The following is a 17,827-nucleotide window of genomic DNA, read 5'->3' on the forward strand; positions in this document are numbered from 1 at the left end:
AGGGAGAGGGACATCCGGCGGCGGCCGCGCATATCGCCCTGCATGCGCTCATATACTGATAGCAGCGCAAAGAAATGCAAAAAGCAGGGAGGGAGAAAAGCGGAGATGAACAGACGGATCATTGTGGGCGTGCTGGCGGGGCTGATGGTTCCCTATCTGACGACTCTGGCCTGGACAGGCACGATTCACGGGGAGGAGCTGCGCCACGAGCAGCAGGCCGGAGCGGTGGGAAAACGGCGGATTCTGCTGGATAGGGGCGGCACGGGATATTACATGGATGTGGAGGAGTATCTGCCGGGGGTGCTGGCGCGCCAGATGCCCGCGGACTATGAGATTGAGGCTCTGCGGGCCCAAGCGGTGGTGGCCAGAACCTACATATACAAACAGATGGGAGGAAGCCCGGGGGACGGGTCGGTTCAGGAGGTGCCGGAATCAGCCCTGGATTTGGACTGTATGGAGACGGCGCAGATGAAAGCGCTTTGGGGAAGCGCCCAGTTTCCGGCGATCTATGAAAAGCTGGAGGATGCGGTGCAGTCCACTGCGGGGGTGACGATGGTCTGCGACGGACAGTACATAGACGCCATGTTTTGCCGGGCCACCGCGGGGAGAACCAGGGCTGGGGACGAGGGACATCCCTACCTTCAGCCGGTGGATTGCCCGAAGGACGTGGAGGCGGACGGCTATCTGCAGATGCTCACCTTCACCAGAGATGAATTTGCCGGAAAAATAAGCGGAATCCCGGACAGCAGTTCCGGCGCCCGCCCGGTGGAGCCGGGGCAGATTCCCGATTCGGTGCAGATCGTGTCCCGGGACGACGGCGGCTACGTGACGGCGCTGCAGATCGGAGGCCACGATTTTACCGGCGAGGAGGTGCAGTACGCCCTGGGGCTGCAATCCGCCTGCTTCACGCTGGAGCCATACGAGGACGGCATGCGCGCCGTAGCCAAGGGAATCGGACACGGATACGGCCTCAGCCAGGCAGGCGCCAACGCCCGGGCCAGGGAGGGGTGGAAGGCGGAGGAGATACTCACGTATTTTTATAAAAATATTGAATTGATTTCTGAATAAGAACCCTCGGTTTGGTAAGAATAGTACCGAGGTGATAAACGTGAGAGACAAAATAAACCAGATGCTCAAGGATAAGCTGTTTCTTGTCATGCTAGTGTTGGGCCTGCTGACTATAGTAGCCGCAGCAGGAGTGTTTACCGTTCAAAGAGGAAATGGGAAAGAGACCAGCCCGTACCTGGAGATTCCGGGACCGGACACCATCGCCCAGGAAGGAACCCAGGGGGACACCCAGGTGGCAGGCGCATCAAATGCAGCGCCTGTGGAAGAGACAAAGGAGGAAGCGTTGGCTTCCGCGATAAAGGAAACGCCCGCGAACAACGCGGGGGATGATCTGGCCGCAGAGGCCGGAGCGGGCAAGGATGCCGCAAAACCGCTGGTTCTGAACTTTACGGATACCAGCAAGATGACATGGCCGGTTCGCGGAAATGTGCTGCTGGACTACAGTATGGACCAGACCATTTATTTCCCCACCCTGGACCAGTACAAATGCAACCCCGGCCTGGTGATCCAGTCCGACGTCAGCACCCCGGTGACGGCTCCGGCCAACGCCAAGGTGGTTGCGGTGGGCAGCAACGAGGAGATCGGCAATTATGTGACCCTGGATCTGGGAAATGATTACACTGCCATCTGCGGACAGCTCAAGGAAGTCTGCGCGGTGGAGGGCGAGTACCTGGAAGCCGGACAGACTCTGGGTTATGTCTCCGAGCCCACAAAATATTATTCCGTGGAGGGAGTCAACGTATTCTTCGAGCTTCAGCACGAGGGTAAAACCGTGGACCCGCTGGACTACATGGAATAATCGGATCTGTTCAGTACCTTCACAGACATGGGCAAAAATCCATATAAAATCGACTTCATCGATGGGATTTTTGCCAGCAGGCTTAGGTTTTCATACGGTCAGCGCAGTAAGTGCGCAGACCTACTGAACAGTTACGAATAATCCTTAAAAACTCCTTTTTGTCCGAAAATGCCGCAGGCGCGCAGCCGGCGGCATTTTGCCGCTGGACCGGGCGGGAGGCATTTCCCGAAGGAAAATATACCCTTTCCCGCATCTTAAGAAATTTCAGATTTTTATAATAATTTGTTCACATTCGGTTCAGAGGACTGTAGTAAACTGTATTAAGAACGAGGAGAAGAAGGAGTGACAATATGAATATATTATTTTTCCTGACTCCCAAAAGTGAAGTGGCGTACATAAGTGAAGATGATACGTTGAGACAGGCTTTGGAGAAGATGGAATACCACAAATATTCCGCGGTACCGATTGTCAGCCGCACCGGCCGGTACGTGGGGACGCTTACAGAGGGCGATCTTTTGTGGGGGATTAAAAATCAGTTCAATCTGGATTTAAAAAGCGCGGAGAAGATCCCGGTTACCGCAATCAGGCGGCGCCTGGACAACCGCCCCGTGAAAGCGGACGCCAACATGGAGGACCTGATCGGCAAGGCGCTGAATCAGAACTTCGTCCCCGTGCTGGACGATCAGAAGTGCTTTATCGGAATTATCACTCGGAAAGATATCATTAAGTATTTCTACCAGAAGTGCGAGACGCTTCAGGAGAACGCCCGCATCGCAGAGCGGGACAAGAAAAAGCTGCTCCAGGGGGTTGTGAGCAGTTCCAGGAGCGCCGAGGCAGTGGTGCTGTAACCGAATATTCAATTACCGGCAGAACAAAGCCCGGGACGAAGAAAGACAATCCATTCTTCGTCCCGGGTTTTATGTTTTTAAAATGTTATTTTCCGACAACCGCTTCCCTGACCGGCTCCACGGCCTGCTGCATCATGTCTTTCAGGGATTTCTGGAAATGCCACATGTCATTTCCGAGAATGATCATGTTGTAGCCGTCCTTGATCGCCTGTTCCAGATTCTCCTTTGTGGGCGGAACCACCGGCCCCAGAACGCCGATGCCCCTGGCCTGGGCCTTGGCAACCAGCGCCCGGTAAGCTTCCTTTACTTCCTCGCCCATGGAATAGCCGACTCTCAGGTTTTTGCTTACAGCGTAGTCAATGGGTCCGAAGTTTACGGCATCCACGCCCTCCACATCCAGAATCTCGTCGAGGTGATCCGTGAACTCATAATCCTCGTCCATGGGAATGACCATGGTGTCCCGGTTCTGCTGTTCCATATAGGTGTTCCAGTCAAAATTGTGATATCCGAAACCGGCCGCGCGCACATTGCTTTCGCCGCCCCGGCGTCCCATGGGGGAGAATTTGGCGGCTTCCACACAGCGCCTGGCCATCTCGGCCGTCTTGCAGTGGGGGATTACCACGCCCTCAGCGCCCCACTCCAGCACCTTGCGGATGGCCACCTCATTGTCGTCCGCCATCCGGACCAGAATGGAAATGTCATGGAGCTTCGCGGCCATGATCTGCTTCTCGAATGCCTCGTCCAGCATATAGTTGGTGTGCTCCAGGTCCAGGTAGATGAAATCCAGCCCGGACATGGCGATATTTTCAATCACACAGGTCGTACCGGTAAAGCAGGCCATTCCGAAAACCGGCCCCTGTTTCATTTTTTCTTTTAATGTCATTTTGCCTCTCCTTTAAAATACGCTGTAGCCCAGAAGGCCCGGCAGCCAGGTGGTCAGCGGCCCCCAGAGGCTGATCACGACCAGTACGATCACGTTACAGATAACAAAGGGCAGCGCTCCCTTGAAAATTTCCACAATGGGCATACGGTTGATCTTGTTGCACGCGTTCAGGCACATGCCCACCGGCGGCGTTACCAGACCGATGGCCAGGCCGGTGATCATCATTGCGCCGAACTGCAGCGGGGAAAATCCATAGTTCTGCATAACCGGCAGCATGATCGGGGTCAGCAGAAGGATGGCCGGGCTTACGTCGATAAAGGTTCCGATCATCAGAATCATGACGTCGAACATCAGCGCAATTCCCCACGCGGGCATGTTCAGACCCATGAAGAATCCGGCTACGATCTGCGGAACCTTCTGCATGGTGAGCACCCAGGTAAAAATGGTGGTGAAGCCGATGATCAGCATAATGGAGGAGGAGGAAATCAGCGTTTTTTTCAGCGCGTTCCACACGTCGGTCCAGGTCAGCTCCCGGTACACGAAAAATCCGACCAGCAGGGAATACAGCACTGCAACGCCCGCGCTCTCAGAGGCCGTGCACACGCCGAAGGACACGCATACGATAATGAAAATCGGCATCAGCAGCGCCGGGATACCGGACAAAATTGCTGAAACAAATTCCTTCATCACAAAAGGAGCGCGTTTGGGATGCCAGCGTTTCTTGTGGCTGATCCAGAATACCAGAACCAGCTGGGTCAGGCCAATCAGAATCCCCGGCACGGCGCCCGCCATAAACAGCGCGCCTACCGAAGCGCCGGAAATCATGGAATACACGATCATGGGCGTGGAGGGCGGGATAATCATGCCCATGGTGGAGGAAGCTACGGTAATACCCGCCGATGCGGAGGGCGGATAGCCCTGTTCTTCCATCGCCGGAATCAAGATACTGCCAAGGGCCGACGTATCCGCCACGGAAGAGCCGGAGATTCCGCCGAATATCATGGAAGCCACGATATTGACCTCTCCCAGGCCGCCGTGGAACGGGCGCAGCAGCTGAAGGCAGAAATTGATAATCCGCTTTGTGATTCCGCCGGTATTCATCAGTTCGCCCGCCAGCATAAACAGCGGCATGGCGATCATCAGCTCGCTGTACGCGCCGTTCCAGATTCGCTGGGGAACCATGCTGATGAAATGGGGGGCGTTGGTCGTGATATATGTAACGCAGGAAGCGCCGATTGCAAATGCCAGCGGCACGCCCAGAGCTGCGAAGAAAATCAGCAGCACTAAAAGAATGATCATTGCCATAAGATTTTCTCTCCTTTCTTAAGCAGCCGCCTCATCCTTGGTGAGGGCCTTGTTTTTCGGTTCAAAGTACGAGACATCCGCGGTGATGAATTCGACGATCTTAACCGCGATGCAGAGGGCGCAGATGATTCCGCATACGGGCATGATTCCATACATATATTTCATCGGAATCTCCATGCCCTGGCTGATCTGCTTGCCCGCCACCGCCACGTATTTGAAGCCCTGCCAGGTAAAGACCAGGTCCACAATCATGACGATCACGTAGTTGAGCACGGCGAGCCAGCGCTTGATGGCGGGCTTTACGCCATCGTAGAGGATATCGATCATGACGTGTTCATTTTTGATCACATTGATGCCCATTCCCCAAAAGGTTGTAAATGCAAACAGCGTTGTATTAAACTCCGCCAGCTCTTTCCAGCTGTGCGAAAAGAAATAACGGGCAATGACGGCAAATACGACCAGTACGGCCAGAAGCCCCATTGCGACCACGCCAATGCCAAAATATAAATTGAAGAGTTTCTCTCCTGCCTTCTTCAGCTTTTCGATGGTAATCAGCCCCTTCCTGATAGACGAAGGGCAGCCGTAAATTATGCGTAATCGCAATGATTCAGGCTGCCCAACTGTTGCTATTTTGCGTTTGCCACGATATCCTGCATTTCCTTCAGTTCCTCAGCGGTCAGCATACCCTCTTCGATACACTGGTCGTAGACAACCTGCACGGCCTCCTGGAATACTTTCAGCTCGTCCTCGGTGGGCTCGTATACTTCACAGCCTGCGTCGATTACAACCTGCTTTGCAGCGTTCTGGTTCTCGTCGATCAGCTGGTCGTTGTAAACGGACATTTCGTCTGCGCACGCCTGGATGATCTCCTGATACTCGGTCGGAAGCGCATTCCACCAGGTTGCATTTACATAGAAGGGATCCGGATGGAACTGGTAGTTTACTTCCGTGAAGTATTTCTGCACTTCATAGAACTTCATACCCTCTACGTTTACCCACGGGTTTTCCTGGCCGTCCGCAACGCTGGTCTTTAAGCCCATGTACAGGTCGGAGTAGGGGATGGTGGTTGTGGTTGCGCCCATTGCGATAAAGGTCTTGTCAATGGTGTTCATGCCGTTGGTCTTTTCTGCAACATCGGCTGCAAATTTCTCCATGGAAACATATCTGGGATTTCCTTCCGGCTGTGCATGGCCGATTGTCATGACAAAGTCGCCTAATGCTGCGAAGGGATCTTCCGCCCCGTCTGCCGCCGCTTCTGTTTTGGCTTCCTCAGACGTATCGGCTGCCGCAGCCGTGGTGGTTGATTCGGGAGCCGGTGTCTCTGCCGGTTTGCTGCCGCCTCCGCAGGCCGTAAGTGATGCCGCCATGGCGAGACTCAGAAGCATTGCGATTGATTTTTTCATAAAACCTTTCCTCCTTGCGGGTTTAAATTAAATAGTATCGTGATCTGCAACAGACTTGTATACAAGCTGACTGCTCTAACAGCATATTAGCAGATTAAACCGTATTTTGCAAGTGCTTTGTTCCTGCAAAAATTTTTGGGGCTTTTTAAATGTTCTTCCAAAATGACAATAAAATTCACTTAAATTTATACAAAATTTATATAAAATGTAGAAAAACAGAGACGAAAAATGAACTTTTCTCCTCCTGAATGTCCTGGAATTGGCAGAATGCACAGTTTTGATGGATTATTTTTGTTGGCTTGTATACAGGGTAAAGGGAAGCGGGCTTTTTTGATACAACTTTTATTTGACTTTTAATTTTCATCTCCCTATAATGAGAGATATAGCACAGGGGTACAGGAGGATTTTATGGATACAGGTCTATCGGTCGATGAGATATACCAGATTCTTGAGGGAGAGATTGTGAGTCTGGAAATAAAGCCGGGGGAAATGCTGAGTGAAAATACGCTTTGTAAACGTTTCTCCATATCCCGTACCCCGGTCCGCAGTGCGCTGCAGCGTTTGGAGCAGAACCGTTTTGTGCAGATTATTCCGCATAAAGGGACCATTGTCACGCCCATCAACCTGCACATTGCCAACCAGCTGATCTACCAGCGGGTCGCCGTGGAGTCCATGGTGTTCAGGGATTTCGTTAAGGTCTGCACTCCGCCGGAGGCCGAGCAGGCCCGTTACCGTCTGCGGATGCTGGAGGAGGCGGGCGCAAAAAGGCACGAGCCGGGGCCTTTTGATATCAATGATTTTCTTCACAGAGACCTTGCCATGCATGAGATCTGGTTCCGGTCCACCGACAAGATGTATCTCTGGGAACAGCTGATTAAACCGGACGCGGACTACTCCCGCTTTATCCGCCTGGACATCGTGGGGGCCAGGAACGTGCCGGATGTGCTGGAGAACCATCAGGAGATGATGCAGATTATCGATACGAAGAATCTGGACGCAATCGAACCCCTGATGATGCAGCATCTGTATGGGGGAATCAGGCGGCTGGGAGGGAAGATTTTCTCGGACGAGTACCGGGAGTATTTTGAATAATGGTATTGTCCTGCTTGCGCGGGGGACGTTCCGGGGACGGACGGGAACGGATTCTGCGGGGCGGGGAACGGATAAGGGAAAAAAACAGAGGACTGGCGAGGTCCTCTGTTTTTTGTTGTATGCAATGGGCTGCTGGCGCAGCCTGTGGGCGGTTGGTCATAGTTCGGCGTTCGGTAAAGAGCTGGATGTGAGAAATGTAAATGGCTGGCCATATATTTCCACTCATAATAGCTGAATTGTAAAAAACAGGAGTGGAATTCCGGTGAAAACTGCTGTTTTTTTCTAAAATACCGTCGATGGAAACGAAGTTATACATTTCAGACTGTGCAATTTCGTTGACAAATATGCATATGCATATCTATAATATCATTAATGACTATGCATATTCATTTCAATTCAGATTGGAGGGTTTTCAATGACAAGAAACAGCACTCCCAGAACCGTTTACACGCAGATCTTCCACAAGATATCCGAGGACATCGCCAACGGAGTCTACCAAAAGGGAGACATGATCCCCACCCAGAATGAGCTGGCCGAGGCCTTTGGCGTGAGCCGGGTGACGGTGCGGGAGGCCATCAAGGAACTGTGCCGCAGAGGGATTCTGGAAACGATCAAGGGGCGGGGAACCTTTGTGGTTAAGAGCCCCCAGGTGTTCGGCAGCACGGAGAGAAGCCATGGATTATCTTCCCTGAAGAAGTACGCCGGAGCCGGTATGGGGATCGGTTCCAGGCTGATCAACATCGAGGAGCTGTCCGCCGACGAAAAGCTCAGCAATATCTTCGGCGTGCCCCGCTATACGCCCCTGATCCATATCGTCAGGGTGCGCCTGGCCGAGGGCAGGCCCGCGGGGTATGACGACGCATATCTGGTGAAGCGCTATGTGGGCAACATCAATTTCTACCAGGAGGATTTGGAGAACGGCTCCCTGTATAATTTATTAAACACAAAAGCTAATATCTTTTTCGACGTGATCGACGAGAAATTCCGGGCAGTAGGGTGCCCGGACAATGTGGCCAGGCTGTTGGACATTCTGCCCGACGAGCCGGTGCTGAGTATCAAGCGCACCTCCAGCGACCAGCTGGGGCGGATCATCGAATACTGTGAGAACTACCAGAGGTCCGATATTTTTTATACCCACACCCAGTACAGCCGCAAGCAGCAGGACAGCGTCAGCACCCTGAGCTGCAACAAGATCATGGGATGTATTTACGGCGCGGCTCTGGGGGACATGTTCGGGACCATGGCCAGGGCTGCCGGGGACCGGGAACATTACCGGGTGTTTTTGGAACACGCGCTGGATGAAAAGCGGGGATTTGACGGCAGCCTGCTCTCCGGAGAACCGGCGGGCGTTTCGGGGGAATTTGCCATCGCCTATTTTGTGGCAGAGGAGCTTGCAAAATGCCGGGAGGGACTGAATCCGGGGAAGATTTCCAGCGCGCTGGTGACCTGGAACCAGTACCCGGAGTTTATGCGGGACGGCAGGGAATTCCCGGAAAAAGCGCTGATGACCATGCCGGCCGGTCTGGCGAATCCCGGTAACGCCGCCGGGGCCAGGGAGTTTTTCGCCCGGATCTGCGAGGTGGTTTACCCCAGGGAGCAGGATCTGGAGGAGAACATGGGGCTGACCAGCGCCTTTGCCGAGGCGATGGCCGGAAACGACCGGCTGGAGGCGGTGCTGGACGTGATCCGCGGGGTGGTGGAACGGCAGCCGCAGGAAAATCCGCTGTTGGAAGCGCTGCTCCGGCTTTTGGAGCGCAGGCCCGAAGAATTTACGGAAATGATGGCAGAGGCCGCCTGGCTGGGACGGGAGACCAAAGGATTGTCCGTGCTTGCGGGCGCTCTCGCGGGGGCGGTTTACGGGATGTACATGATCCCGCCCGGGTACGTGGACTTCGCCAACGACCACTGCGCGTTTAATCTGGAAAAGCTGCCGCACGATATTGCGGCCCGCTATTACAGCGGTTTGTAGAAATGGGGGAAGCGATATGGAGGCCATTGAGCCGATACGGATAACGGCCGGTAATTTTGCGGCTTACGGCAGATATTACAATCTGCGCGGGGAAGATGGAGTGCGCCTGGCGGACGGGCAGACGTTTGTGAGCCGGGAACGGATCAGCGGGGAGCCGCTGAAAATCGGGGCAACCGCGGTGGCGGGCGGGCCTTTTGTCTCGTCGAAGATGGAGCGGCACGTTCTGTCCGAGGAGCTTCTGATCTGTGGGGACGGCGAGATGATTCTCACGGTGGCGGACTCCGATCCGGAGGAAGCGCCCAGGAGCCGGGACGTCCGGGCGTTTATCATGAGGCCGGGGGATGCGGTGGTGCTGGGCAGAGGCATTTGGCACGACGCCAACCACGGGCTGCACCGGGATACCACCTACTTTTTTCTGATCCCACAGCGGGATTTTGTAGCGTCTGAGGTGAAGTGGACGGAGATTGTTCCGGAAGCGGTGCCAGTGCGGTGGGAGACGGGAGAGCCCGGGAAGTTGGAAACAGTGGCGCAGGAAGCCGGAAGACGGGAGAACGCAGCGCCGGAGTCCGGGGAGCTCCAGGCGGCAGCACCGGAAGCGGAAACACGGCTGGGTGCGCCTGAGGCGAAACGGTTCTTAAACGGTACGGATCGTACGCCGTTTTCAACTTACGGCCGGCTGGTCCGCGTGCTGGAAGGTCCCGGCCTTGCCGGGGATACCGGCTGGAGGAGCTGGCTGGAGGAAATGCCGGCTCTGACGGAAGGCTGCTATCTGGGCGTTGGATTCCCGGAGGACGATTCCCGGGATAGCGCCACGGAGTGCGGCCCGGCTGCCATTTTCCGGGACGGCGCTGTGGAATCCGGCCCGGCTGCCATTTTCCGGGACGGTGCTGTGGAATCCGGCCCGGCCGCCATTTCCCGGGACAGCGCCACAGAATCCGGCCCGGCCGCCGCGCGCCAAATCCTGTGCGCCTGCGGCGCTGTGAATTTGACGGTGAGTTTGCGGGAACAGCCGGAGCGCGTCTACACGGTCAAACTCTCCCAGGGCGACTATGCCCTTTTGGAAGAAAATGTATGTTATAAAGTGCTGAGGGAGCCGGGGACGGCGGGATACTTTTACATATTGTCCCCTGTGGGGTGCGTATAAAAATTCATCCCGGACCCCGGGCGCGCAGCGGAAACTGCGCCCCCAAAGACCGCTCTGCGGGACTCTCCACAGCAGGTAAAATCATAAGGATAACGGAGGAACTGTTTTGGATTACATAGAAGAAAAAATATTGGGCTGCCTCGTGGGCGCAGCGGCGGGGGATGCCCTGGGCGCGGCCACGGAGATGCGCACCCGCAGGCAGATCGAGGAGAAATTCGGCGGCCGGGTGAAGGAATTTCTGACCCCGCCGGACGACACCTTTGCCAGAGGAAATATGCCCGGCCAGGTGACCGACGATTTCAGCCTGGCATACATTACCTGTCTGGAAATTCTCCGCCACAACGGGGAGATTACGCCGGAGGTGTCCCGGGCGGCCCTGCTGTCCTGGGCGGAGTACGATGATTTTTTCCAGAGATTCGCAGGCCCCACCACCAGAGCGGCGGTGGAAGAGCTGCGGGGAAATAAACCGGCTTTGCCGGAAGGCGGTTTCGTCCTGGTCAATGACAATGGCAAGGCCAGCAACGGCGGAGCTATGAAGATCTCGCCGGTGGCTCTGTTCGCCGCGGGGAATGTGGACAAAGCCGTCAGGGACGCCGTCATCATGTGCAGATGGACCCACAACAACAACATCGCCTTATCGGGCGCAACGGCGGTGGCCGCTGCCACGGCGGAGGCCATGAAACGGGAAGCTACGCTGCAGTCCGTGATCGATGCGGGAATCTACGGGGCCAAAAAAGGTTTTGAGATCGGCAGCGAGACCGGCAAGGTGCTGGCCGGGCCTTCGGTGGAGAAGCGGATTCAGATGGCGGTGGAAATCGGACGCGGGGAGGGAGATATACTCACCGCCATGGATGAGATTTCCGACCGCATCGGCTGCGGGCTGGCCGCTGCGGAGGCGGTGCCTGCCAGCTTCGGGCTTTTAGCCGCAGCAAAAGGCGACACCATGGAAGCCATTTACGCCGGGGTGAATATCGGAAACGACACGGACACCATCGCCACCATGGTGGGGGGGATCCTGGGAGCGCTCAACGGAATCGGCTCCCTTCCAAAAGAGTACGTGGAGGTTCTGGAGACCAAGAACAACATGGATTTGCGGGGTATGGCAGGCAGGATAAGGGGGATGGTCGGATGAACGGCGTCATGGTCGTCATCGGCACAAATGATCTGGACGAATACTATGAAATGGACACGGTCCCTGTGATGGGGGATAAGGTTGTCTGTAAATTTCTGGAAACCAAGGTGGGCGGAATGCTGGCCAATGCGGCCGCAGTGTACGCCGGTTACGGGTGTAAAACTTATATGATCGACTGCGTCAACGGCGGACCCCAGTCCAAAATCATGGAGCGGGAGCTGCGGGAATGCGGCGTGGACACCTCGTATTTTTCCGTGGATGCTTCTCTGCCGGACCCCAGATGTCTGATCATGCTGAAGGACGGGGAGCGGGTCATTTTCGTGATGGACCGGAAAAAGAGGGATTTGAAGCTGACCGGAGACCAGGGACGGCTGATCGCGGAGGCGGATATCGTGTATTCCTCCCTCAGCGAACTGCGGGCCTTTGGGGATGAAGAGCACATTACAGAGCGGATCGTCGCCTCAGGGGCCAAGCTGGCCCTGGATGTGGAGGCGGGTACGCTGGCTGAGCCGGAGAAGGATTTCCTTCAGCTGGGCTGGGCGGATTACCTGTTTATCAATTCCGGCAGCCACCGCAGGCTCACGGAGCTTTACGGCGGAGATTACGGGGAACGGCTTCGGAAGATGGGCGCTGCCCTGGTTTACACCAAGGGGAGCCAGGGCTGCTCCGTGTACGCGGGGGAGGGGAAACCCATCCATGTGCCGGGGTATAAGGTAAAGGCCGTGGACACCACCGGAGCGGGGGATACCTTTAACGCATCCTTCCTCTACGGCGTCAGCCGGGGGTGGACGCTGCGGGAGTGCGCGGAATTTGCCAACGCGGCCGCGGCCCGGGCCATAGGCTTTATGGGGGCGAGAGGCGGCGTCGCGACGGCGGCCGCAGTGGAACAATTTAAAGAACAATTTCTGACAGGGGGAAATCAATCATGAAAAAAATACTGGTATCATTGTTGGCGGCTGCCATGGCCTTCGGCCTTCTCACCGGCTGCGGTTCATCCAAAACAGAGCAGACGTCCGCTGCGGCGGGCGGTACGGAGCAGGCTGCGCAGGGCGCAGGGCAGGCGTCCGCTGACAGCAGCAAAATGACGGCCATGATCATTATCATACCTCAGGGCGATCCTTTTCTGACGCTGGCTTACAACGGCGTCAAGCAGTACGCCCAAGAGTCCGGCAAGGAGGCTAAGATCATCGAGGCTCTGGACAAATCCGAGTACACCGAGCAGGTCCGGGCCATGGCGGAGGCGGGGGCGAACCCCATCTACGTGGTTTGGGACGACCTGGCTGACGTGGCCTTTAACCTGGCTCCGGATTTCCCCGACACCCAGTTTATTCTGGTGGACACCTACGCTACCAGCGATCTGCCAAACGTGAAAACCATTGTGGTGGAACCTCAGGAATCCGCGTTTATCGCCGGAGTTGTTGCGGCAAAAACCACCAAGACAAAACAGGTGGCCTGGATCGGCAACATGGACCTGCCTACTGTGAACCGCTGGCGCGCCGGATTTGAGGCCGGTGTGAAATACGGGGACCCGGACGTGGCCTGTGAGTCCATCTACATCGGTTCCTCCGACGACCCCAACAAGGGCGGGGAGCTGGCCAAGCAGCTGATCGGAAAAGGCGCGGACATTGTCATGCACTCTGCCAACCAGGCGGGACTGGGCGTGATCCGGGCCTGCGAGGAAATGAACGTGTTGTGCATTGGCAGCGACGAGTGGCAGGGCGCGATCAACCAGGACATCGTGTTCTGGTCCGCCCTCAAGGATACCACCGGCGCCACCTACGCGGCGGGCAAGAGCGTGTCCGAGGGACAGTTTGAGCCTGGAATGGAAATCTTCGGCCTGGACTCCGGCGCCAGACTCTACGATGATCGGGATTACCAGAAACTGCCGGAGGACCTGCAAAAGACGGTGGACGAGGTATTTTCCAAGATTCAGAGTGGTGAAATCCAGGTTCCCGGAGAGCTGGAAACGCAATAAGACTATACAGGCGGAAGGGATGGAGGGGCTTAAATGAGCGCGTTGTTGGTTGCGAAAAACATTAAAAAGTATTACGGCAGTTTTGCGGCCGTGGAAAATGTGAGCCTGACGGTGGAAAAAGGCACGATCCATGCGATTATTGGGGAAAACGGGGCGGGCAAGAGCACGTTAATGAACATTCTCGCGGGCGTGCACGAGCCGACGGACGGGGAGATCATCTTAAACGGGCAGGTGAAGCGGTTTAAAAACGCAACCGACGCCGCCCGCTCCGGTATCGGCATGGTCCAACAGGAATTTATGCTCTTTCCCGAGCTCACGGTGCTGGAAAATATCATTCTCGGCCATGAGCCCTTAAAAGGGAGGGCCTTCTTAAACATGGGCGAGAGCGAAAAACGGATCAGGGCCATCTGCGGCGATTACGGCTTCCGCTTTGACCTCCACGCGCCCGCGGGCAGCCTGCCCATTGTACAGCAACAGCAGGTGGAGATCGTCAAGGTGCTGTTTACCAACGCCGATATCATTATCCTGGACGAACCCACCGCAGTGCTGCCGCCCCAGGAGGTGGAGGGATTGTTTAAGGCCATCCGCTTCCTGGTAAAGCAGGGCAAGACGATTATTTTCATTACCCACAAGCTGAAAGAGGTCATGGAGATGGCGGACACCATTACGGTGATGAAAAAAGGAACCGTAGTCTGCACCATCCCAAAATCCGAGGCTACCATCCCGCTTCTGACCAACCGTATGGTGGGCCGGGACGTGATGCTGGACATTGAAAAGCATCCACGGCCTGGGGACGATGTGGTTCTGAGTGTCAGCAACCTGAGCGTCAACGGAAACCTGCACATTCCCAAGGTAAAAAACATGTCATTTGACATCCGCGCCGGGGAGATTGTGGGCATCGTGGGAGTTTCCGGCAACGGGCAGTCCGAGCTGGTGGAAGCCCTGAGCGGAATCCGGCGGGCGGAGAGCGGCACAATCAAGGTGCGCGGACAGGAGCTGCCCGGGAAGAATCCACGGGCCAACCGGCTGCGGGGGATCGGTTATGTGCCCCAGGACCGGAATCAGGTGGGATGTTCCAGAGAGTCCACCCTGGTGGAGAACTCCATTATGGGGAAATACTTAAAGGCCTTTTGCAAGCGCAGATTTCTCATGGATTACGGGCAGGCCGAGGCTTACGCGGGAGAGATTATTTCCACCTACGACGTGCGGACCAGAAGCCCCTACGACAAGGCCGGTTCTCTGTCGGGCGGGAATCTGCAGAAGCTGATCGTGGGGCGGGAGTTCACTCAGGACTACGAGGTGCTGATCATCGAGGACCCGACCAGGGGAATCGACGTGGGGGCTATTGAATTTATCTGGAATGAGATCGTCAAGCAGGTAGAGCAGAAGCGGGTGTCGGTGCTGCTCATCACCTACGATCTGAACGAAGCCATGACCTTAAGCGACCGGATTCTGGTGATGTTTGAGGGCAGCGTGCAGAAGGAACTGACAGGGCCGGATTACGATGAGAAGGAAATCGGGTTTTACATACTGGGAGGAAATGCTGATGAAACGACAGCCTGAGGAGAAAAACAGCCAGTGGATGAACTATGTGGTATCGCTGGCGCTGGTTATGGCCATTGCCGCCATTTTGATTACCATTCAGGGGAGCAGCCCGGCGGAGGCCTTCGCGGCGCTGGTTAAGGGGGCGGTGGGCAGCACTTCCGCCATCTCCAGCAGCATCCGCTGGAGCACCCCGGTGCTGATCGCCACCATCGCAGCCATCGTGGCCCAGAAAACGGGAATCACCAACCTGGGGTTGGAGGGACAGATCTATTTCGGGGCCTTTGCCAGCGCCATCGCAGGCGCCTTTCTCTCGGGGCCGCGGCTGATCCACATACCAATCGCCATCCTTGCGGGCGGACTTGCCGGTCTGGCCTACGCCCTGCTGCCCGCGTTTTTGAAGGCCGTATTCCAGATCAATGAGATGATCGTGACGCTGATGCTCAACTATGCGGCGGTGCTCTTCACCGAGTATTTTACCATGATGCTCATGGGGCTCAATTCGGATACCAACCCGGATCAGATCGCAACGCCCGAGATTCTTGAGTCGGCGCGACTGACCCAGCTGCTTCCGCCCTATCAGGCTACCACGGGCATTTTCATCGCCCTGGGAATCGCCCTGGCGGTGTTCACATTTTTCAAATTCACCCGCAGGGGATATGAGTGGCGGATGCTGGGGCGCAACAGCCGTTTTGCCCGGTACGGGGGCGTCCGGGTGGTGCAGAACATGACCTTCGCCTTTCTGCTCAGCGGTTTCATCTCCGGCGTCTGCGGCGCGGTGGAGATCATGGGCCCGCATTTGCGGTTTCGCAATAATTTTTCCACCGGCATGGGCTGGGACGGAATTATGGTTGCCCTGATTGCCAAGAACAACCCCATAAACGCCATCGGCGTGAGCCTGCTGTGGGGAATGATCAAGGCCGGATCTCTGAACATGGAGCGGATGACCAGCGTGAACCGGATTCTGGTGACTCTGATCCAGGCGTTGTTTGTAATCTTTATCACCGTGGATATCCGTTCGCTGCTGAAAAAAATCAGCTTTGGGAAAGGCCGGATCCTTGAGACAGGAGGTGCGAAATGAATCTGTTTGAACTTTTGCTGGGACCGTCCCTGATCTCCGCCACCCTGCGTCTGACGGTGCCCATTCTCTTTGTGGCCGTGGGCGGCTGCTTCGGCAGCAAAGCCAACGTGTTTAACATTGGTCTGGAGAGCTACCTGGGGATCAGCGCGTTCTTCGCCATGTGCGGCAGCTACTGGAGCCAGAGCCCCTGGGTGGGCCTTCTTTTGGGGATGCTTGCCGGATTAGTGATGTCCTGCATTTTCGCCGTGTTTGTGCTGTATTTTGAGTCGGACACCATGGTGGTCGGCATCGCCTTAAACCTGGCGTCCTGGGGAATCACCACGTTTCTGCTGAGCGCGATTTTTAAGGTGCGCGGCGTGTTTATCGACCCGCGGATCAAGAGCTTTCAGACGGTGGACATTCCGTTCATCAAGGAGATTCCGTACATCGGAGCCGTGGTCAGCGGCCACAACGTGCTGGTGTACCTGGCGATTTTCGCGGTGATCGCGGCTCACATCGTCATGTTTAAGACGCCCTTCGGCCTGCGGCTGCGGGGGATTGGGATCAAGGAGGCGGGAGCGGCCTCCGTTGGCGTCAACACCATGCGCTACAAATGGCAGGCCATTCTGCTGGGCGGACTTTTGGGCGGCATGAGCGGCGCGTTTCTGACCATCGGCGGGGCTTCCATGTTCACGGAGAAGATTTCCGGCGGATACGGATACCTGGCGCTGGCGGCGATTATGGTGGGGGACGCCAAGCCGGTGAAGACTATGCTGGCCTGCCTGGTGTTCGGATATGTGTCCGCCCAGTCCGTGGCGCTGCAGAGCATGAAAATCCCCTCCCAGGTGGTGCTGTCCATGCCGTACCTGATCACGGTGCTGATTCTGACGGTGAACGCGGTGCTGCTCAAGTATAAGACGGCGGGGAGAAGAAAGAGCGCGTAAGAATTGTGAGAATATCTGAAAAAAGCAGGGAAGCCACGGGCGAATGAGGGCTTTCCTGCTTTTTGCGTCTTGGGAAATGTTCCGGGCTTAAACTGTTTGGCGCTTAGTCCGGTGTGAAAAGTGTGTCAACGGTGGTATCTAATTCCCTGGCCAGATGGAAGGCCAGGGCCAGGGTCGGGTCGTATTTGTCATTTTCAATCGCATTTACAGTCTGGCGGGAAACGCCGCACTTTTTTGCCAGCTCCTCCTGCGATAACCCTTGTTGTTTTCGCTTATCCCGAATCGAATTTTTCATGTCAATCGCCGTATTTCTTTTTATAAAACAGAAGGCAGATAAAATAGATAGTGGCGGCTGCGGTGAGCGTGGTGAAGGGATTTACCTGCATTTCATGGGATTTTATGATGCGCTCCGCTATGCTGAATACCAGGCTTCCCGTTATTCCGGCTAGCGTCCATGTGCTGGCTTTCCAGACAATCATCTGCCTTCTCTCGTCTCCTGGTTTTAAGAGGGAAATGATCATGGCGATATCCAGAACAATCATTGCAAGTAGATAGAGTCCAAATAGAATCAGTCCAAACGTACCCATAAAAGCTCCTTTCTGTTCAGTGAGAGATGTCAAAAAGTTTTGACATTTTTAATATATAGAACAGCGGAGGAAATGT

18 protein-coding genes are annotated in these 17,827 nt (G+C 55.7%); 12 read left to right on the top strand and 6 right to left on the bottom strand.

Going from position 1 to position 17,827, the window contains the following annotated elements:
• The first annotated feature begins 105 nt into the window (after positions 1 to 105).
• From ACK2JC_RS19465 to ACK2JC_RS19475, 3 genes are all read left to right on the top strand, one after another.
• A complete protein-coding gene (locus ACK2JC_RS19465; RefSeq protein ID WP_118755516.1) occupies positions 106 to 1,068 on the top strand; it encodes a SpoIID/LytB domain-containing protein in 963 nt (320 codons plus the stop codon).
• Between the two features lie 40 nt (positions 1,069 to 1,108).
• Positions 1,109 to 1,867: a M23 family metallopeptidase gene (locus tag ACK2JC_RS19470; RefSeq protein WP_092370288.1), complete on the top strand. Its 759-nt coding sequence runs from the start codon at positions 1,109 to 1,111 to the stop codon at positions 1,865 to 1,867.
• A gap of 350 nt (positions 1,868 to 2,217) precedes the next feature.
• Positions 2,218 to 2,715, top strand: a complete 498-nt coding sequence (locus tag ACK2JC_RS19475) for a CBS domain-containing protein (RefSeq protein ID WP_092370291.1) — start codon at positions 2,218 to 2,220, stop codon at positions 2,713 to 2,715.
• A gap of 85 nt (positions 2,716 to 2,800) precedes the next feature.
• Here the strand turns inward: ACK2JC_RS19475 and ACK2JC_RS19480 are convergent, their stop codons facing one another.
• From ACK2JC_RS19480 to dctP, 4 genes are read right to left on the bottom strand one after another with little or no spacing between them, the layout of a single operon-like run.
• Positions 2,801 to 3,598: an HpcH/HpaI aldolase/citrate lyase family protein gene (locus ACK2JC_RS19480; RefSeq protein WP_368270935.1), complete on the bottom strand. Its 798-nt coding sequence runs from the start codon at positions 3,596 to 3,598 to the stop codon at positions 2,801 to 2,803.
• A gap of 12 nt (positions 3,599 to 3,610) precedes the next feature.
• Entirely contained in the window at positions 3,611 to 4,903 is a 1,293-nt protein-coding gene (locus tag ACK2JC_RS19485; protein ID WP_092370297.1) for a TRAP transporter large permease, read from the bottom strand.
• 18 nt (positions 4,904 to 4,921) lie between these two features.
• Positions 4,922 to 5,506: a TRAP transporter small permease gene (locus ACK2JC_RS19490; protein WP_092370299.1), complete on the bottom strand. Its 585-nt coding sequence runs from the start codon at positions 5,504 to 5,506 to the stop codon at positions 4,922 to 4,924.
• Between the two features lie 23 nt (positions 5,507 to 5,529).
• A complete protein-coding gene (gene dctP / locus ACK2JC_RS19495) occupies positions 5,530 to 6,306 on the bottom strand; it encodes a TRAP transporter substrate-binding protein DctP (RefSeq protein WP_320937065.1) in 777 nt (258 codons plus the stop codon).
• A 408-nt stretch (positions 6,307 to 6,714) separates the two neighbouring features.
• Between dctP and ACK2JC_RS19500 the strand changes: the two genes are divergently transcribed.
• The 9 genes from ACK2JC_RS19500 (at position 6,715) to ACK2JC_RS19540 (ending at position 17,164) form a co-directional block, all read left to right on the top strand.
• Complete coding sequence (locus ACK2JC_RS19500; RefSeq protein ID WP_092370305.1) at positions 6,715 to 7,398, top strand: GntR family transcriptional regulator; 684 nt, start codon at positions 6,715 to 6,717, stop codon at positions 7,396 to 7,398.
• 415 nt (positions 7,399 to 7,813) lie between these two features.
• Positions 7,814 to 9,367 (top strand): GntR family transcriptional regulator, encoded by a 1,554-nt coding sequence (locus tag ACK2JC_RS19505; RefSeq protein WP_320937066.1) that lies wholly within the window; start codon positions 7,814 to 7,816, stop codon positions 9,365 to 9,367.
• 16 nt (positions 9,368 to 9,383) lie between these two features.
• Positions 9,384 to 10,511, top strand: a complete 1,128-nt coding sequence (locus ACK2JC_RS19510) for an ureidoglycolate lyase (protein ID WP_320937067.1) — start codon at positions 9,384 to 9,386, stop codon at positions 10,509 to 10,511.
• 106 nt (positions 10,512 to 10,617) lie between these two features.
• The gene (locus ACK2JC_RS19515) at positions 10,618 to 11,643 is read left to right on the top strand and encodes an ADP-ribosylglycohydrolase family protein (protein ID WP_320937068.1); all 1,026 of its coding nucleotides are present in this window, start codon (positions 10,618 to 10,620) and stop codon (positions 11,641 to 11,643) included.
• The gene (locus tag ACK2JC_RS19520) at positions 11,640 to 12,572 is read left to right on the top strand and encodes a carbohydrate kinase family protein (protein WP_320937069.1); all 933 of its coding nucleotides are present in this window, start codon (positions 11,640 to 11,642) and stop codon (positions 12,570 to 12,572) included. The genes ACK2JC_RS19515 and ACK2JC_RS19520 overlap by 4 nt, the downstream gene beginning before the upstream one ends.
• Positions 12,569 to 13,618, top strand: coding sequence for a BMP family ABC transporter substrate-binding protein (locus ACK2JC_RS19525; RefSeq protein WP_276850127.1), 1,050 nt, complete (start codon positions 12,569 to 12,571; stop codon positions 13,616 to 13,618). Before ACK2JC_RS19520 ends, ACK2JC_RS19525 begins: the two co-directional genes overlap by 4 nt.
• 33 nt (positions 13,619 to 13,651) lie before the next feature.
• Positions 13,652 to 15,181, top strand: coding sequence for an ABC transporter ATP-binding protein (locus ACK2JC_RS19530; RefSeq protein WP_320937070.1), 1,530 nt, complete (start codon positions 13,652 to 13,654; stop codon positions 15,179 to 15,181).
• The gene (locus tag ACK2JC_RS19535; protein WP_320937071.1) at positions 15,165 to 16,241 is read left to right on the top strand and encodes an ABC transporter permease; all 1,077 of its coding nucleotides are present in this window, start codon (positions 15,165 to 15,167) and stop codon (positions 16,239 to 16,241) included. Before ACK2JC_RS19530 ends, ACK2JC_RS19535 begins: the two co-directional genes overlap by 17 nt.
• On the top strand, positions 16,238 to 17,164 hold the full coding sequence (locus ACK2JC_RS19540; RefSeq protein WP_118755508.1) for an ABC transporter permease: 927 nt from the start codon (positions 16,238 to 16,240) through the stop codon (positions 17,162 to 17,164). Before ACK2JC_RS19535 ends, ACK2JC_RS19540 begins: the two co-directional genes overlap by 4 nt.
• A gap of 103 nt (positions 17,165 to 17,267) precedes the next feature.
• Here ACK2JC_RS19540 and ACK2JC_RS19545 read toward each other — a convergent pair whose 3' ends face one another.
• Together ACK2JC_RS19545 and ACK2JC_RS19550 are read right to left on the bottom strand one after the other, a co-directional pair.
• Positions 17,268 to 17,459 carry a helix-turn-helix transcriptional regulator gene (locus ACK2JC_RS19545; protein ID WP_092370307.1) on the bottom strand — a complete coding sequence of 64 codons (192 nt, stop codon included), beginning with the start codon at positions 17,457 to 17,459 and terminating at the stop codon, positions 17,268 to 17,270.
• Position 17,460: 1 nt separating this feature from the next.
• Complete coding sequence (locus ACK2JC_RS19550; RefSeq protein ID WP_007716260.1) at positions 17,461 to 17,751, bottom strand: hypothetical protein; 291 nt, start codon at positions 17,749 to 17,751, stop codon at positions 17,461 to 17,463.
• Positions 17,752 to 17,827 lie beyond the last annotated feature (76 nt).

Source organism: Enterocloster lavalensis (assembly GCF_046603895.1).
Classification (GTDB): domain Bacteria; phylum Bacillota; class Clostridia; order Lachnospirales; family Lachnospiraceae; genus Enterocloster; species Enterocloster lavalensis.

Coding starts and splice junctions, on each gene's coding strand:
- ACK2JC_RS19480 (WP_368270935.1), bottom strand. CDS start 3,598: ATGACATTAAAAGAAAAAATGAAACAGGGGCCGGTTTTCGGAATGGCC.
- dctP (WP_320937065.1), bottom strand. CDS start 6,306: ATGAAAAAATCAATCGCAATGCTTCTGAGTCTCGCCATGGCGGCATCA.
- ACK2JC_RS19540 (WP_118755508.1), top strand. CDS start 16,238: ATGAATCTGTTTGAACTTTTGCTGGGACCGTCCCTGATCTCCGCCACC.
- ACK2JC_RS19525 (WP_276850127.1), top strand. CDS start 12,569: ATGAAAAAAATACTGGTATCATTGTTGGCGGCTGCCATGGCCTTCGGC.
- ACK2JC_RS19485 (WP_092370297.1), bottom strand. CDS start 4,903: ATGGCAATGATCATTCTTTTAGTGCTGCTGATTTTCTTCGCAGCTCTG.
- ACK2JC_RS19535 (WP_320937071.1), top strand. CDS start 15,165: ATGAAACGACAGCCTGAGGAGAAAAACAGCCAGTGGATGAACTATGTG.
- ACK2JC_RS19510 (WP_320937067.1), top strand. CDS start 9,384: ATGGAGGCCATTGAGCCGATACGGATAACGGCCGGTAATTTTGCGGCT.
- ACK2JC_RS19520 (WP_320937069.1), top strand. CDS start 11,640: ATGAACGGCGTCATGGTCGTCATCGGCACAAATGATCTGGACGAATAC.
- ACK2JC_RS19530 (WP_320937070.1), top strand. CDS start 13,652: ATGAGCGCGTTGTTGGTTGCGAAAAACATTAAAAAGTATTACGGCAGT.
- ACK2JC_RS19550 (WP_007716260.1), bottom strand. CDS start 17,751: ATGGGTACGTTTGGACTGATTCTATTTGGACTCTATCTACTTGCAATG.
- ACK2JC_RS19465 (WP_118755516.1), top strand. CDS start 106: ATGAACAGACGGATCATTGTGGGCGTGCTGGCGGGGCTGATGGTTCCC.
- ACK2JC_RS19500 (WP_092370305.1), top strand. CDS start 6,715: ATGGATACAGGTCTATCGGTCGATGAGATATACCAGATTCTTGAGGGA.
- ACK2JC_RS19475 (WP_092370291.1), top strand. CDS start 2,218: ATGAATATATTATTTTTCCTGACTCCCAAAAGTGAAGTGGCGTACATA.
- ACK2JC_RS19545 (WP_092370307.1), bottom strand. CDS start 17,459: ATGAAAAATTCGATTCGGGATAAGCGAAAACAACAAGGGTTATCGCAG.
- ACK2JC_RS19505 (WP_320937066.1), top strand. CDS start 7,814: ATGACAAGAAACAGCACTCCCAGAACCGTTTACACGCAGATCTTCCAC.